The organism is Kitasatospora nipponensis (assembly GCF_039528135.1).
In the GTDB taxonomy this organism is placed as follows: domain Bacteria; phylum Actinomycetota; class Actinomycetes; order Streptomycetales; family Streptomycetaceae; genus Kitasatospora; species Kitasatospora nipponensis.
The window spans coordinates 439-14,218 of the sequence record NZ_BAAALF010000199.1 but is presented as its reverse complement, the minus strand read 5'-3'; the positions used below and the strand labels follow the sequence as shown (position 1 = coordinate 14,218).

General features: G+C 75.4%; 14 protein-coding genes and 1 pseudogene. 10 read left to right on the top strand and 5 right to left on the bottom strand.

The features are described 5' to 3' along the window. The 3 genes from ABD323_RS34155 to ABD323_RS34145 form a co-directional block, all read left to right on the top strand. Positions 1–315 (top strand): alpha/beta hydrolase (locus ABD323_RS34155; protein ID WP_344445961.1); only part of this gene is annotated, 315 nt, incomplete at its 5' end. Then, on the top strand, positions 312–830 hold the full coding sequence (locus tag ABD323_RS34150; protein ID WP_344445960.1) for a flavin reductase family protein: 519 nt from the start codon (positions 312–314) through the stop codon (positions 828–830). The genes ABD323_RS34155 and ABD323_RS34150, both read left to right, overlap by 4 nt. A 120-nt stretch (positions 831–950) precedes the next feature. After that, positions 951–2,054: an LLM class flavin-dependent oxidoreductase gene (locus ABD323_RS34145; RefSeq protein WP_344445959.1), complete on the top strand. Its 1,104-nt coding sequence runs from the start codon at positions 951–953 to the stop codon at positions 2,052–2,054. Positions 2,055–2,367: 313 nt separating this feature from the next. Here ABD323_RS34145 and ABD323_RS34140 read toward each other — a convergent pair whose 3' ends face one another. Continuing rightward, complete coding sequence (locus ABD323_RS34140) at positions 2,368–2,853, bottom strand: ATP-binding protein (RefSeq protein ID WP_344445958.1); 486 nt, start codon at positions 2,851–2,853, stop codon at positions 2,368–2,370. A 383-nt stretch (positions 2,854–3,236) separates the two neighbouring features. Here ABD323_RS34140 and ABD323_RS34135 point away from each other — a divergent pair, with 383 nt between their 5' ends. Together ABD323_RS34135 and ABD323_RS34130 are read left to right on the top strand one after the other, a co-directional pair. Then, positions 3,237–3,545, top strand: coding sequence for a DUF4193 domain-containing protein (locus ABD323_RS34135; protein WP_344445957.1), 309 nt, complete (start codon positions 3,237–3,239; stop codon positions 3,543–3,545). 258 nt (positions 3,546–3,803) lie between these two features. Beyond that, the gene (locus ABD323_RS34130) at positions 3,804–4,076 is read left to right on the top strand and encodes a hypothetical protein (RefSeq protein WP_344445956.1); all 273 of its coding nucleotides are present in this window, start codon (positions 3,804–3,806) and stop codon (positions 4,074–4,076) included. Between the two features lie 30 nt (positions 4,077–4,106). Here the strand turns inward: ABD323_RS34130 and ABD323_RS34125 are convergent, their stop codons facing one another. Then, positions 4,107–4,916 (bottom strand): class I SAM-dependent methyltransferase, encoded by an 810-nt coding sequence (locus tag ABD323_RS34125; RefSeq protein WP_344445955.1) that lies wholly within the window; start codon positions 4,914–4,916, stop codon positions 4,107–4,109. 37 nt (positions 4,917–4,953) lie between these two features. Next, the gene (locus tag ABD323_RS34120) at positions 4,954–5,346 is read right to left on the bottom strand and encodes a PPOX class F420-dependent oxidoreductase (protein ID WP_344445954.1); all 393 of its coding nucleotides are present in this window, start codon (positions 5,344–5,346) and stop codon (positions 4,954–4,956) included. Positions 5,347–5,517: 171 nt separating this feature from the next. On the opposite strand from ABD323_RS34120, the gene ABD323_RS34115 reads away from it, so the two are divergent. Further along, positions 5,518–6,051, top strand: coding sequence for a GNAT family N-acetyltransferase (locus ABD323_RS34115; RefSeq protein WP_344445953.1), 534 nt, complete (start codon positions 5,518–5,520; stop codon positions 6,049–6,051). Between the two features lie 56 nt (positions 6,052–6,107). Here ABD323_RS34115 and ABD323_RS34110 read toward each other — a convergent pair whose 3' ends face one another. After that, the gene (locus tag ABD323_RS34110) at positions 6,108–6,515 is read right to left on the bottom strand and encodes a hypothetical protein (RefSeq protein ID WP_344445952.1); all 408 of its coding nucleotides are present in this window, start codon (positions 6,513–6,515) and stop codon (positions 6,108–6,110) included. A 225-nt stretch (positions 6,516–6,740) separates the two neighbouring features. On the opposite strand from ABD323_RS34110, the gene ABD323_RS34105 reads away from it, so the two are divergent. Together ABD323_RS34105 and ABD323_RS34100 are read left to right on the top strand one after the other, a co-directional pair. Further along, on the top strand, positions 6,741–8,612 hold the full coding sequence (locus tag ABD323_RS34105) for a galactose oxidase early set domain-containing protein (protein ID WP_344445951.1): 1,872 nt from the start codon (positions 6,741–6,743) through the stop codon (positions 8,610–8,612). A 99-nt stretch (positions 8,613–8,711) separates the two neighbouring features. Then, complete coding sequence (locus tag ABD323_RS34100) at positions 8,712–9,200, top strand: phosphatase domain-containing putative toxin (protein WP_344445950.1); 489 nt, start codon at positions 8,712–8,714, stop codon at positions 9,198–9,200. 96 nt (positions 9,201–9,296) lie between these two features. Here the strand turns inward: ABD323_RS34100 and ABD323_RS34095 are convergent, their stop codons facing one another. Beyond that, the gene (locus tag ABD323_RS34095; protein ID WP_344445949.1) at positions 9,297–10,667 is read right to left on the bottom strand and encodes a glycoside hydrolase family 16 protein; all 1,371 of its coding nucleotides are present in this window, start codon (positions 10,665–10,667) and stop codon (positions 9,297–9,299) included. A 365-nt stretch (positions 10,668–11,032) separates the two neighbouring features. Between ABD323_RS34095 and ABD323_RS46225 the strand changes: the two are divergent. Both ABD323_RS46225 and ABD323_RS34090 read left to right on the top strand, forming a co-directional pair. Beyond that, a pseudogene (locus tag ABD323_RS46225) lies at positions 11,033–11,275 on the top strand (hypothetical protein); the annotation flags it as partial. A gap of 32 nt (positions 11,276–11,307) precedes the next feature. Further along, on the top strand, positions 11,308–13,780 hold a 2,473-nt coding region (locus ABD323_RS34090; protein WP_344445947.1), incomplete at its 3' end, for an ATP-binding protein.

Below are 13,780 nucleotides of genomic sequence, written 5' to 3'. Positions count from 1 at the left end.
CCCGCCCCCCCGGTCCCGGCTCAACTGCCCCCCGCGGCCGCCCCCCCCCCCCCCGCCCCGCCGGCCGTGCTGCTGCGCGGGGCGGCCGACCCGCTCGCCCCGGCGGCGACCGCGCGGCGGCTGGCCGAACGGCTGCCGCACACCGAGCTGGTCCTGGTCACCGACGGCCTGCACGACGTCCTCAACGACGTCACCCACCGCACCGTGGCCGCCCAGCTGGTCCAGTGGCTGGAACGACTGCGCCTGGGCGCGCACCTGCCCCGGCTGCTCACGGTCAGCACCACGCCCCACACCCCGGAAGGAACCCCGACATGACCACGCTCGACGACCGACCGCTCACCGCCGCCCCGCCCGCCGACCTGCTGCGCAGCACGCTGCGCCGGCACGCCAGCGGGGTCACGGTGATCACCGTGCCGGGGCCGGCCGGGTTCACCGCCACCTCGTTCACCTCGGTGAGCCTGGAGCCGGCGCTGGTCTCGTTCTACCTCTCCGCCACCGCCTCCGCGGCGCCCGCGGTGCGCGCCGCCGACGCCTTCACGGTGCACCTGCTGCACCGTGACCAGGAGGCGCTGGCGCGGCAGTTCGCCCGCAGCGGGGTGGACCGGTTCGCCGGCACGCGCTGGCGCACCGGCGAGCACGGCACTCCCGTCCTGGACGGGGTGACGGCCTGGCTGACGGCCCGTCCGGTGCTCTTCCAGGCGGTCGGCGACCACCTGCTGGTCGTCGGGGAGGTCATCGACGCGGCGGCCGACGGTGGCGCCCCGCTGGTCCACCACGACGGCGGCTTCGGCGGCTTCGCCCCCGCAGCCGCCGGGTCCACGACGCCCTGACCGACGGCGCCGCCCCCACCGACCGGCCCACCGACCGGCCCACCGACCGGCCCACCGAGCGACCGACCAGCCGGCCGCGCCGATCGGGGCCGGGCCGGCCCCCCACCCCTACGGAGAGAGATGGCCCTCACCTTCCACTGGTTCCTGCCCACCACCGGCGACAGCCGGCAGATCGTCGGGGGCGGCCACGGATCGACGCCCGGCACCGCCGGCGCCGACCGGCCACCGAGCATCGCCTACCTGGGCCAGATCGCCCGCACCGCCGAGCAGCTCGGCTTCGTCGGCGCGCTGACCCCCACCGGCGCCTGGTGCGAGGACGCCTGGCTGACCACCGCGATGCTCACCCAGGTGACCGAGCGGCTGAAGTTCCTGGTCGCCTTCCGGCCCGGCCAGCTCAGCCCCACGCTGGCCGCGCAGATGGCCACCAGCTACCAGAACCAGTCGCAGGGGCGGCTGCTGCTCAACGTCGTCACCGGCGGCGAGTCCGCCGAGCAGCGCGCCTACGGGGACTTCCTCGACAAGGAGGGCCGCTACGCGCGCACCGGCGAGTTCCTGGACATCGTCGGGCGGCTCTGGGCCGGCCGGACGGTCGACCACGAGGGCGAGCACCTGCGGGTGGCCGGGGCCCGGCTGACCCGGCTGCCCGACCCGGTGCCCGAGGTGTACTTCGGCGGCTCCTCGCCGGCCGCCGAGCGCGTCGCCGGCGCGTTCGCGGACGTCTACCTGACCTGGGGCGAGCCGCCGGACCTGGTGCGGGAGAAGATCGAGCGGATCCGCCGGCTCGCCGCCGCGCACGGCCGCACGCCGCGCTTCGGCATCCGGCTGCACGCGATCACCCGTGACAGCGCGGCGACGGCCTGGGCCGAGGCCGAGCGCCTGCTGGCCGGTATGGACCCCGAGCGGATCGGCGCCACCCAGCGGGCGCTGGCGCTGAGCGAGTCGGAGGGCCAGCGCCGGATGCGCGAGCTGCATCACGGCTCCACCGCCGCACTGGAGGTGTACCCCAACCTGTGGGCCGGCATCGGGCTGGTCCGCGGCGGCGCGGGGACCGCGCTGGTGGGCAGCCACCAGGAGGTCGCCGACCGGATCGAGGAGTACCACCGGCTGGGCATCGACGAGTTCATCCTCTCCGGCGCGCCGCACCTGGAGGAGGCCTACCAGTTCGGCGAGGGCGTGCTCCCGCTGCTGGCCGCCCGCGGCCTCTGGCGCCGCCCGGCGGGCTGACGACCGACAGCCTGCCGGCTCGCGGCCGCCGCGCCCCCGTCGCCGTCACCGTCACCGCGGGTGTGCGGGCGGCTGCCTCGCGTCGACAACCGCGCCGCGGCCGCTTCAGCGCCCCTGAGCTGGGTACGCGTCCGGTGGAACCCGAAGACCACGGCCCGCCGCCCGACCCGGCGCGGGCCCGGACGGACGAGAGGATCGCCATGCGCCACACCGCCCCCGGCCGGCCGCGCCCACCCGATCCGCGCGTCGGCCCGCCCGAGGAGTAGTGGGTCCCGCGCCCGACCGCCCCCGCACCCGTTCGACCGCCACCCGCTCAACCGGCATCGGTGTCGGGGTGGTCGGCTGCGCTGTCCACCTCCAGCCAGACCGCCTTGCCGGGGCCGTGCGGTGCCCAGCCCCACTCCCGCGAGAGCGCGGCCACCACGAAGAGCCCGTGCCCGCCCGGCCGTCCGGCGCGGCCCGGGGTCCGCGGAGCCGGCGCGGCCGGACTGGCGTCCACCACCTCGACCCGCAGCCGCCCGGCCGTCCCGCGCAGGACCAGTTCCCGCGCGCCGCCCGCGTGCTGCGCCGCGTTGGTGACCAACTCGGAGACCAGCAGCAGGACGTCCTCGGCCACCAGCCGCTGGTCCTCGCTGGCCGGCGGCAACCACCGCCAGTCCCACAGGGCCTGGTGCGTGAAGTCACGACAACGGCCCACCGCCGCACCGGGACCCGGCAGTGCCAGGCGCCGGATCTGACCACCCGCCGGCAGACCGGGCTGCGGACGTCGCCGGCCGGGGGCCGACCGTTCGGATCTCATGACGCGTCACCACCGCAGTTCGCCGGCTCCATCGGGTCCCTCCAAGGTTCTTCTGCCCCGTCGACAGCACCCGACACCCCCGTCCCCCACCGTCCCCGGCCGCTCCACCGCTCGCTGCCGCCGGGTTCTTCGCGACGGCTCGCGATCGGCGGTGCGGGCACCGCCGGCCACCTGCGCAACGGGACTTGGCGGCCGCCGCCACCGCGACACCGCGCCACCACACCCACACTTCGGCGGCATCACCCGACCCGCTCGCCCCGGACGTGGCACGATGGCGGGCAGCCAACCGGCCGAAGGGGGCGCAGCCGACTGCGTTCGCGCTTCCGAGACCGGGCACACTGGCGCTGATCCCTGCATGTGATCCACCAAAAGAAGGAACCGCTGTGGCAACCGACTACGACGCCCCGCGCACCACCGGCGAGGACTCAAACGACGCGAGCATCGAGGAGCTGAAGGGTCGGCGCGACGGCAAGAAGACCGCCTCGGTCGACATCGACGAGACCGAGGCCGCCGAGGGCATGGAGCTCCCCGGCGCCGACCTGTCGGGCGAGGAGCTCACCGTCCGGGTCGTGCCGATCCAGCAGGACGAGTTCACCTGCATGACCTGCTTCCTGGTGCACCACCGCACCCAGCTCGCGGGCGAGGACAAGAAGGGGCAGCCGATCTGCCTCGACTGCTCCGCCACGTCCTGACCGACGCGACCGGAGCCGGCCCGTCCTGTCCTGTCCGACGGCGCCCTGTCCCGACAGGGCGGGCGGACAGGGCGGAAGGGACGGGCCGCAGTACCGCCTGCGAGGCCAACGAAGCCGCCGGACAAGTGGAGTGACGGTTCGTCAGGTCACTCACATCCGGCCCCGCCACCCGCTCCGGAGGCCACCGGCGGGCGCCGCGCGAACCGGCCCGCCGGGGGCATGAGCGGCGATGCGCGCCCGAGGCGGCAGAATCACCGGATGACCAGCGCACAGCAGCCGGCCCAACGAGGCCTGCACGCCCTCATCCCCCAGCACGAGCCGAGCACCGCCGGCCAGCGCGCCGCCGCCCAACTGCTCCCGCTGCGCGAGGTCACCCTGCCGGCCGCCGTGGTGGCCGCGGCGGCCGAGTTGCTGGCCGGCTCGTTGCTGACCGACCCGCTCGACCGGCAGGGCGATCCGGTCGGCCGGGAGGCCACCACCGCCGTGCTGGCGCACCTGCGGGCCGCCCTGGACGACCCCGGGCCGCCGTGAGGCCCGCGCCGCCGACCCGCCGAGCGGGGTTCACGGGCGGAGCCTGACCACCCCGAAGAGGCCCTCCCCGTCGGCGGAGGGACAGACCAGGCTGGCGGCGTGCGGGCGGTCCAGCAGCCAGGGGGCGAAGCCCTGGTGGGTGCTGATGTCGTCGATCAGCATCACCCCGTCCGGCGCCAGCACCTCGGCGATCCGGCCCATCTCGAAGCGGGTGTTGCGGGCGGTGTGCAGGCTGTCGTGCACGAAGACGTCGACCCGGCCCAGTTCCCGGGTCAGCCGTGGCAGCCGCCGGCGGCTGGAACCCTCGATGTAGGTCCACGACGGGCGGTAGCGCTCGGGCACGGCGGCGCCGGTCTGGTCGTGCAGCGAGCGCTCGAAGGGGTGCGGCAGGTCCACGCTCCACAGGTGGCCGCCGCCGTTCTGCTCCAGGGCCGCCAGCACGAACCGGCTGATCACCCCCCGCGCCACCCCGGTCTCCACCACCACCTCGGCCCGGCGGTGCACCACCGTGCACCAGACCGCGCGGGCCAGCGACTCGTCGGCGTCGCTGTACTGCCCGTAGGTGTGGCGTCCGAAGGCGAGCCCCCGGGCCCGCAGTTCCGCGACCACCGCGCTCCAGAGCGCCGCGGCGCGCGGGGTCTGCGGGCAGGGCCAGGGGGCGCCGAGCAGGTGGTGCAGGTGCTGTTCCCAGTCGGCGTCCACCGGATAGTCCACCGGGTGCTCGAACTGCCGGCTGACCTCCTCTGGCAGGTAGAGCAAGGCCTCCACCGGGTCCGCGGCGAACGCGCGGGCGAAACGTCGCACCCGGTGCTCGCCGTGACTGCGCAGGAGTCCGGCCATGCCCTCAGGATAGATCGGGCCGGTCAGCCGGTGCCGGTCAGCCGGTGCCGGTGATCCGCTCGGGCTTGATCACGAAGATCACCCGCTCCTGGTCCCGGCCGCCGTACCAGGGGTACGGCGTGCCGAGGTACTTCTGCGCCAGCGCCTCGATGTGCTCGACCGCCCCGTCGGTGGTGACCTCGACGACCCGGCCGCGGACCTGGACATAGCGGCTGGGGTTCGCCGGGTCGCTCACCGCGACGGCAACCCGCCCGTCGCGCTCGATGTTCCTGGTCTTCAGGTGGGTCCGCACGCTGTTGATCAGGACGTGCTCGCCGTCGGTGTCCACCCAGGTCTGGGTCAGCTGCGGGGAGCCGTCGGCCATCGAGGTGGCCAGGTAGCAGGTGCTGGGCCCGCGCAGCAGGGCGAGCAGGTCCTCGGGCAGTGTCACGGTGGGCTCCCGGCCGGGTCGGATCGAGCGCGTGCGGCGCAGGCGCTGCCCCGGGCCGGCTCCCCGGCGCGGGCGCCGCCCACCCTACGGGCCGCACCCGCGGCCACGGGGGGCCGGGGCGGCGCGGGTGCCGATTGGCCCTGCGACCACGGTGTTCGACAGGATGGACCCATGACCGAGATCCTCACCCCCCGCCTGCTCCTGCGCCGCTGGCACGACGACGACCTCGCCCCCATGGCCGAGATCCACGCGAACCCGGCGGTGATGCGCTGGGTCGGCGACGGCTCGGTGCGCGACCTGGAGCAGACCGCACAGGACATCGAGCGGTGGGAGGAGGAGTGGGACGACGAGGGGTTCGGCCTCTTCGCGGTCGAGCTGCTCGGCTCCGGTGAGCTGGCCGGGTTCGCGGGCCTGACCGTCAGCGCGTTCCGGCCCGACGCGCTGGCCGACGTGGAGATCGGCTGGCGGCTGGGCCGGCCCTACTGGGGCCAGGGCTACGCCTCCGAAGCCGCCCACGCCGCGCTGGAGTTCGCCCTGGAGGACCGCGGGCTGGACCGCGTGGTCGGCGTCGTGCGGGCGGACGACGCCGGCTCCGAGAACGTCCTGCAGAAGCTCGGCATGACCCCCGAGCAGGAGGTCGCCGACCCGCGGCACGGCTGGCCGCTGCGCGTCCTGGGCATCGACCTCACCGAGTACCGCGGCTGATCACCGGGCAGGGCCGCCCGGCCGTGGGCCGCCCACGGCCGACCCCGCTCGTCCGGTCAGCCGCCGGGGGTGTTCTCGCCCTGGGTGCAGGCGACGTAGAGGGTGAGGTTGGCGGGTTCGTAGTGGTTGTGGTCCTCGCTCTGCTGGAACTTGCGGACCGTGACGATCCATCCGGTGGCGTCCGCGTTGGGCCGGCTCTCCAGCAGGTCGGCCGGCAGCGGGGCGAGGGTGCGGCCGGGTTGCGCGCTCAACGCGTAGCCGCCGCTGAGGACGCTCTCCTCGGGCGGGCACATCAACGTGTGCGGGCTGCCGTCGGCCCCGTTCGGGATGACGTCGCCGGTCACGGCCTGCGGCTGGACGGCGCCTCGGGTGCCGGCTGCCGCGCCGGTGGCGCCGGCGGTGCCGACGGCCAGCAGGGCCGTGGTCATCGCCGCGGCGACCGCGGCGGTACGGATTCTGGACATGGGGGTGCTCCTTCGGTTCGCGCCGGGGGTTTCGGCCATCACAGCACGCGCGCCCACGTTTCCCCTCTCGACACGCACAGTGACGGCGTGTCGCGAAGATTTGAAGTGGTTTAGGCAGTGTCGGCATACGACCTACTACGGAGAGTGTTGTAGTGGCTGCATAAACCCATCGGCTGCGCGTCGGACCGACCCTCTCGACGCGCGCCGGACCCCCGAGGAGTGCCGATGACACGCAGACCACTGTCAGGACTGCTGGCGGCCTGCGCCGCAGCCCTGGTACTGGCCACCACCACCGTTTCGGCCGCGCCCCTGCCCAGCACGCTCGCCGCCGACCCCTTCGGGGGCCCCGGTGGCCTGCGGATCACCGATGAGCAGGTGCGCGCCGAGCTGCGCCCCGGCGAGGTCGAGGCGCTCGGTCGCCCGGCCGCCGAGGCGATGGCACGCGACCGGATCGGCCTGCGGGCCGTGCAGACCGACTATCCGCAGACCACCCGGACCAACCGGTTCAACGCGCTGACCGCCTCGCAGGCGCAGATCAACGCCGCCTTCGACCCCGCACTCGTGGGGAAGTTCACCGACTACTTCCCCACGCCGGAGTTCGGCGCGCACATCGCGCTGCTGCCCACCGGCAAGGTCCTCGCCTTCTCCTTCGAGAGCGTCGAGGACAACCCGCAGAAGGAGACCGCGCCCACCGACGTCATCGGCCACCAGAACGCCGGCCGCGCCTACCTGTGGGACCCGGCCAAGGGCAGCGGCCCCGCCGCGTTCAAGGCGGTCCCGCCACCGGTGGTCGACATGCCGGACGGCACCGGCGAGCCGCGCCCGGCGCCGTTCTTCTGCGCCGGCCACTCCTACCTCTCCAACGGGATGGTCGGCGTCTTCGGCGGCAACCTGGGGGGCAACGGCGGTACCGGCGCCAAGCTGGCCCTGGTCTTCGACCCGTGGAGCGAGACCTGGCACCAGGAGCAGGACATGGCGGTCGGGCGCTGGTACCCGTCCGTGGTCACCGGCGCCGACGGCCGGCAGCTGATCATGTCCGGCCAGTCCGAACTGGGGTGGGGCACCCCGACCCCGGTCATCGAGCGCTTCCCCGCCAAGGGCGTCGACCTCTCGTACACCCCCGGCGACACCCCGGACGGTCTGCCCTCGGACCGGTGGAAGACCGACGCCCCGTACCGGATGGACTACCCGCACCTCTTCTCGCTGCGGGACGGCAAGGTCTACGGCTTCGGCCGCGACGCCGACCAGCAGTGGTCCTTCGACCCGGCCGACGAGTCCCGCGCCAAGCTGCCGGACCGCCCCGACGGCGGGCTGCGCAACTACGGCTCCGCCGTCGCCCTCCCGGGCGGCACCGCCGGCCCCGACTCGGTCCTGCTGCTGGGCGGCAACCGCAACGACCGCAACACCTACCGCTTCGCGGGCGGCACCTGGAGCGTCGACAGCCAACGCGCCTTCGGCCGGACCCAGGACGACACGCTGATCCTGCCCGACGGCAACCTGTTCACGGTCAACGGCTCCTACGACATCCGCGACTACGGCAACGGCCCCTACAACCCCAACGCCGACCTCAAGTACCGCCAGACCGAGCTGCGCGACGCCCAGGGCCGCTGGACCCTCGGCCCGGTCCAGCGCCTGCCGCGCGGCTACCACTCCAACGCCGTCCTGCTGCCGGACGGGCGGATCATGGTGACCGGCGACGAACTCCAGCAGATCGCCAACAACCCCGACATCAAGTCGGGCATGAACGGCACCATCGAGATCTACGAACCCCCCTACCTGCACCGGGGCCCGCGCCCGGTGCTCGGCAAGGTGCCCGGCGGCCCGCTGGACTACGACGCCTCCTTCAAGGTCACCACCAGCACGCCGTCGAAGGTCAAGCGCGCCGTGCTGGTCGCGCCGATCACCTCCACCCACTCGGTGGACACCAGCCAGCGGCACCTGGAACTCAAGATCACCGGCCGCTCGGGCGACCGGCTCCAGTTGCAGACGCCGCCGTCGGCGAAGGCGGCGCCGCCCGGGTACTACATGCTCTTCCTGCTCGACGAGGCCGGCGTTCCCAGCGAGGCCAAGTTCGTCCAACTCGCGCCGGGCTCCTGACCGTCCGACCCCTGACCCGCTCCCCCGCGGCCCCCGGGCACCTTGCCCGGGGGCCGCGGCACGCCGGGGGGAGGCCGCAGTACTACGATCTCGATCATCATGCGACCCTCCCTCTTCACCCTCGACCTCCCGGGCCCCGGCCGCCTCAGCACGATGGCCCGCCCGCGCGGCGGCGACTGGCTCCGGGACGAGATGGCCGCCCTCGGCGCCTGCGGCGTCGACGTGCTGGTCTGCGCGCTCACCGCGGACGAACTCGACGAGCTCGACCTCGCGGCGGAACCGCGCGAGGCCGTGGCGGCCGGGCTGCGCTTCGTCGCCCTGCCCATCCCCGACCGCACCGTGCCCGAACTCGACCCGATCCTGCCCACCCTGCGCGAGCTCGCCGTCCGGCTGCGCGAGGGCGACCACCTGGTGACCCACTGCCGCGCCGGCATCGGACGCTCCTCCCTGCTGGCGGCCGCCGTGCTCGTGCTGGGCGGGATGGACCCCGACACCGCCTGGCAGCGGATCGAACGGGCCCGCGGCCTCGCCGTCCCGGACACCGCCGAGCAACGGGCGTGGACCGCGCAGCTGCCGGCGCACCGGTGACGGCCGGATGACGCGAAGCGGCCGGCACCCCTGCCCGGGGTGCCGGCCGCCGCTCGAAGGCCGTTCGACCGGCTCAGCCGGTCGACCGGTGGTGGGTCAGTGCTGCCAGACCCGGACGTAGTCGACCTGCATGTCGGCCGGCGCCACCGAGGCGCCACCCGAGCCGCCGACGGCGTTGTTGAGGATCAGGTACTGCGGCGCCGAGGTGATCCCGGTGGAGATCGTGCCGACCGCCTTGCCGTCGTAGTAGTACGTCACCGACCCCGGCTGCCACTGCGCGCCGTAGGTGTGCCAGCCGGTGAAGTCGCCGGGGGCGCAGCCGCCGGGGCCGCCGGAGGGCGAGTGGAAGTGGTAGCAGGCGTTGCCGCTGAGCCCCTCCATCACGTCCATCTCACCGTCGTTGGGCCAGCTCTGACCGTCCGTCCAGAACGCCGGCCAGTTGGCGACCTTGCCGCCGGAGGCCGGCAGGTAGATCCGGGACTCGAAGGCGCCGTAGGTGAACTGCGCCTTGCCGTTGGACTGCACCATGCCCGAGGTGTACGGGTAGGTCTTGCCGTTCACGGTGGTCGGCTTCTGGACCGCGGTCAGGTGCAGCGAGCCGCCGCTGACGGTGGCCTGCGAGGGGGCGTAGGCCTGCGACTCGGCGCTGCTGACGGGCTGGGTGGTGCAGGTGGCGCAGCCCAGCCAGTTGGGGGTCCACTTGCTGGTGTCCAGGCTGCTGCCGTTGAACTCGTCGGCGAAGACCGGGCGCCAGCTGCCGGTCATGCCCAGCGGTCCGCCGGTGGCGGGGGTGGTGGGCGTGGGGCTGGTGGTGAAGGTGGGCGTGGGCGTCGGCGTCGCCGTGGCGCTCGCGCTGGCGGTGGGCGTGGGCGTCGCGGGAGCGGTCGGCGAGGCGGTGGCCGTCGGGGTGGGCGTGGCGGTCGGCTTGGGGGCGGCCGTCGGGCTCGCGGTCGCGGTCGGCTTGGCGCTGGCCGTGGCGGTCGGCCCGGCCGTGGGCGTGGGGCTCGGCGTGGGCAGCGCCGCGCCGCTGGTGAAGGTGGTGGCCGGCGTCAGGTTGTGCCAGACCCCACCCACCTCGTAGGCCACGAAGTACTGGTACGTACCGGCCGGGAAGGTCCGGGCGGCCGGGGTGAAGGTGCTCTGCGCGGGGCCGAGCGTGGTGGCGATCGCGCCGGGGAAGTCGTAGTTCCCGCCCTTGGCGTCCCGTACGGCGACGGTCAGCCGCTGGAGGGCGATCGACCGGCTGGCGTGCACCTTGGCGGTGGCGGTCACCTGGCTGCCGGCGGCGGGCGAGGGGGCGGAGAGCGTCAGGGAGTCGACGACGACCGCGGGGGCGGCGGGCGTGGCGGCCTGGGCGGCCCAGGCGGTGGTGCCGACGGCCGAGGCCGCGACGGCCACGCCGAGCACGGCCAGCTTCACCCGGTGCGGACGGGTCGAGGGACGTCGGTGTTTCGCGTGATTGAGCATGCGGTGGGAGGACCCTTTCGTCCCCCCATCGACTTGTCCGCCGGGCCCCTGGCAGGAGCGGTCCCGGCGGATCCGGTGCACCAGGACTGTGCGCGAAGACCCCGTCGCCGCGCAACCAGCGCGGGCCGCCGCGGGCGGCTGAGCGACCGTCAGGGCGGAGCCGGATCCTTGCCCCGCAAGGGCTGCACGGTAGACGAACGACCGTTCTGTGAGGTCGGCCACAGGCCGCCCGGCCGGCGGCCGAAGCGGGCCCGCGGCACGGCTCCCGGCCGGCCGGCGCACCGGCTCGCTGCCCGTCGGGCGAGCAGCCGGGCACCCGTCGGGCGAGCGGCCAGCCGTTGCCCCGCCCCCGGCGGGAAACTAGCGTGGAGCCCAGCCGCGCCCCGTCCGCGCGCACCGGCCGGACAGCGCGGGCCCGGAGGACAGGAGACCCCGTCGTGGGTGTCGAGCCAGAGCAGATCCGCGGCGCGGGCCGCCCGGGCTTCCCGCTGGTGGGCCGGGAGCGGGAGCTCGGGGTGCTGAGAGCCGCGCTGGCCCACCCGCCCGCGGTGGCGCTGGTGGAGGGCGAGGCGGGCGTGGGCAAGTCCCGGCTGGCCCACGAGGCGGCGGCCGAGATCACCGCGGCCGGCGGCCGGGCGGTGTGCTGCGCGGTGCCGCCCCCCCGCTGCGCGAGCCGGCACCGTTCGGGCCCGTCGTCGACGCCCTGCGCGCGGCCGGCCGCTGGCTGCCGCCGGCCTCGGAGATCGATCCCGCCGCCCACGCGCTGGGCCTCCTGCTGCCGTCCCTGGGCCCGCTGCTGCCGGCCGATCCCGCCCCCGGCCAGGACGCCCCGGCCGAGCGCGGCCGGCGCGGCGGCGCGGTGCGCGCGGTGCTGGACGCGGTCTCCCCGGTGACCCTGGTGGTGGACGACGTGCACTGGGCCGACCAGGCCACCCGCGAGCTGATGCTGCTGCTGGCCCGCAACCTGCCGGCGGGGCTGGGCCTGCTGCTCACCTACCGGCGCGAGGAGCTGCCGCCGGGCCGCCCGGTGCTCGGGACCGCCTTCCGGACCCCGCCGGGCACCGGCAGCGCGGACCTCGTCCTGCGGCCGCTGACCGAACACGACCTGGGCGAGCTGGCGGCCGCCGCCCTGGGACCGGCCGCCGGCCGCGAGCTGGCCGCGGCCCTCTTCGAGCACAGCGCGGCCCTGCCGCTGATCGCCGAGGAGGACCTGCTGACGATCCTGGAGCGGCGCAGGCACCACGCCGCCGACGCCGCGGGGTTCGAGGAGGAGCTGGCCCGCACCGAGGTGCCCAGGGCGCTGCGCGAGGCGGTGCTGGAACGGCTGGCCGAGTTGCCCCCGCACGCCGTCGCCGTCGTCGAGGCCGCCGCGATGCTCGGCGTGCCGGCCTCGCAGTCCGTCCTGACCGAGGTCGCCGGCCTGCCGCCGCGGCAGGCGGCCGACGGCCTGACGCTGGCGCTGCGGGCCGCCGCGCTGCACGAGTTGTCGCCCACCCGCTACACCCTGCGCCACACGCTGGCCCAGCAGGTCGTCTACCAGCACATCCTGGGACCGCGGCGGGAGAGCCTGCACCGGCAGGCGCTGGCGCTGCTGCGGCTCCAGTCGCCGCCGCCGCTGGTGCAGATCGCGCACCACACCCGCGCGCTCAGCGACCGCCGGGGCTGGCTGGAGCAGGCGTCGGCCGCGGCCGACCAGGCCGTGGCGATGGGGGACGACGGCACCGCCACCCGCCTGCTGAACGAGGTGCTGGCCGAGCCGCGGATCGACGGCGAGTTGCGCACCCGGGCCTCGCTGGCGCTCAGCCGGATCGCCTACAACAGCGTCGACTACGCGGCGGCCGGCCGCCGGCTGCGCGGGCTGGTGGTGGATCCGGCCCTGGCCCGGGCGACCCGTGGCGAGATCCGGCTCGGGCTGGGGCTGCTGATGGTCAACCAGGCCGGCGACGTGGCCGGCTTCCGGGAGCTCGAACAGGCCGCCGACGAGCTGGCGGAGCGCCCGGAGCTGGCGGCCCGCGCCCTGGTGGCCCTCGCGCTGATCGGGGGGCACCACCCCGTCGAGGATCGGCTGGCCTGGATGGCCCGGGCCGAGCGCAGCGTGGCCGACACCGGGACCGAGGCGGCGCGGGCCACCGTCCGGGCCTCCCGGCTCACCCTGATGGTCCAGGTCGGCGACCCCGCGGTCTGGGAGCTGCTCGGCGACCTGGCGCGCCGCGCGGAGGACCGCGAGGTGGTGCGCCAGAGCGCCCGGGCGCTGCACAACGTCGCCGACGTCGCGATCGTGCTGGGCCTGGACCGGCGGGCCGCGCCGCTGCTCGTCGAGGCCGAGGAGCTGGCGCGGGAGTCCGGCGACCGGGTGGTGCAGTGCCTCAGCGCGATGACCCTGCTGGTGCTGGAGTGGCACGCCGGGCGCTGGGAGGGCCTGCCGGAGCGGTTCGCCGCGCTCGCCGCGCAGTACCCGACGATGGCCTACATCGAGAGCATCGCCCGGATCGTGCACGCCCAGCTGGCCGCCCTGCGCGGCCACTGGGACAGCGCGATCGAGCAACTCGGCTCGCTGGCCGAGGAGATCGACCACGGTCAGCTCGCCGAGGAGTGCGTCGCGACGGCCTGGCTGGCGCGGGCCCGGCTCGCCCAGGGCGACCCCGGGGCGGCCTGGGCCGCGATCACGCCGCTGCTGGACGTCGTGCGGCACGGCGCCGGCTGGGCGCAGACCTCGGGGCTGGTGGCCACCGCCGTGCAGACCGCGCTGGCGCTGCGCGACCGGCCGGGCGCCGAGGAGCTGACCGCGGCGCTGCGGCGGACCGTCGAGCAGCGGGCGGACCGGGCCCCCGCGCTGGAGGCCGACCTGGAACTCTGCCGCGGCCTGCTCGCCCGTCCGACGACCGCCGAGACGACCGCCGGGCCGGGCTCCGATCCGGGCGCCGGGGTGGGCGCCGGGGTGGGCGCGCCCGTCGCCCGCGCCGCGGAGCACTTCGGCCGGGCGCAGCTGCTCCTCAAGGAGATCGGCCGGCCCTACCCCGCCGCACGGGCGGCCGAGGAGGCCGCCCGCACGCTGCTCGTCGAGGACCGCGAGCAGGGCGCGGCCCGGCTCGAAGAAGTGGGGCGGGGCCCCA

Bases quoted from the DNA above. Each gene is read 5' to 3' on its own strand.
- ABD323_RS34145 (WP_344445959.1), top strand. From the start codon at position 951: ATGGCCCTCACCTTCCACTGGTTCCTGCCCACCACCGGCGACAGCCGG.
- ABD323_RS34125 (WP_344445955.1), bottom strand. From the start codon at position 4,916: ATGGCCGGACTCCTGCGCAGTCACGGCGAGCACCGGGTGCGACGTTTC.
- ABD323_RS34100 (WP_344445950.1), top strand. From the start codon at position 8,712: ATGCGACCCTCCCTCTTCACCCTCGACCTCCCGGGCCCCGGCCGCCTC.
- ABD323_RS34105 (WP_344445951.1), top strand. From the start codon at position 6,741: ATGACACGCAGACCACTGTCAGGACTGCTGGCGGCCTGCGCCGCAGCC.
- ABD323_RS34150 (WP_344445960.1), top strand. From the start codon at position 312: ATGACCACGCTCGACGACCGACCGCTCACCGCCGCCCCGCCCGCCGAC.
- ABD323_RS34140 (WP_344445958.1), bottom strand. From the start codon at position 2,853: ATGAGATCCGAACGGTCGGCCCCCGGCCGGCGACGTCCGCAGCCCGGT.
- ABD323_RS34110 (WP_344445952.1), bottom strand. From the start codon at position 6,515: ATGTCCAGAATCCGTACCGCCGCGGTCGCCGCGGCGATGACCACGGCC.
- ABD323_RS34115 (WP_344445953.1), top strand. From the start codon at position 5,518: ATGACCGAGATCCTCACCCCCCGCCTGCTCCTGCGCCGCTGGCACGAC.
- ABD323_RS34095 (WP_344445949.1), bottom strand. From the start codon at position 10,667: ATGCTCAATCACGCGAAACACCGACGTCCCTCGACCCGTCCGCACCGG.
- ABD323_RS34130 (WP_344445956.1), top strand. From the start codon at position 3,804: ATGACCAGCGCACAGCAGCCGGCCCAACGAGGCCTGCACGCCCTCATC.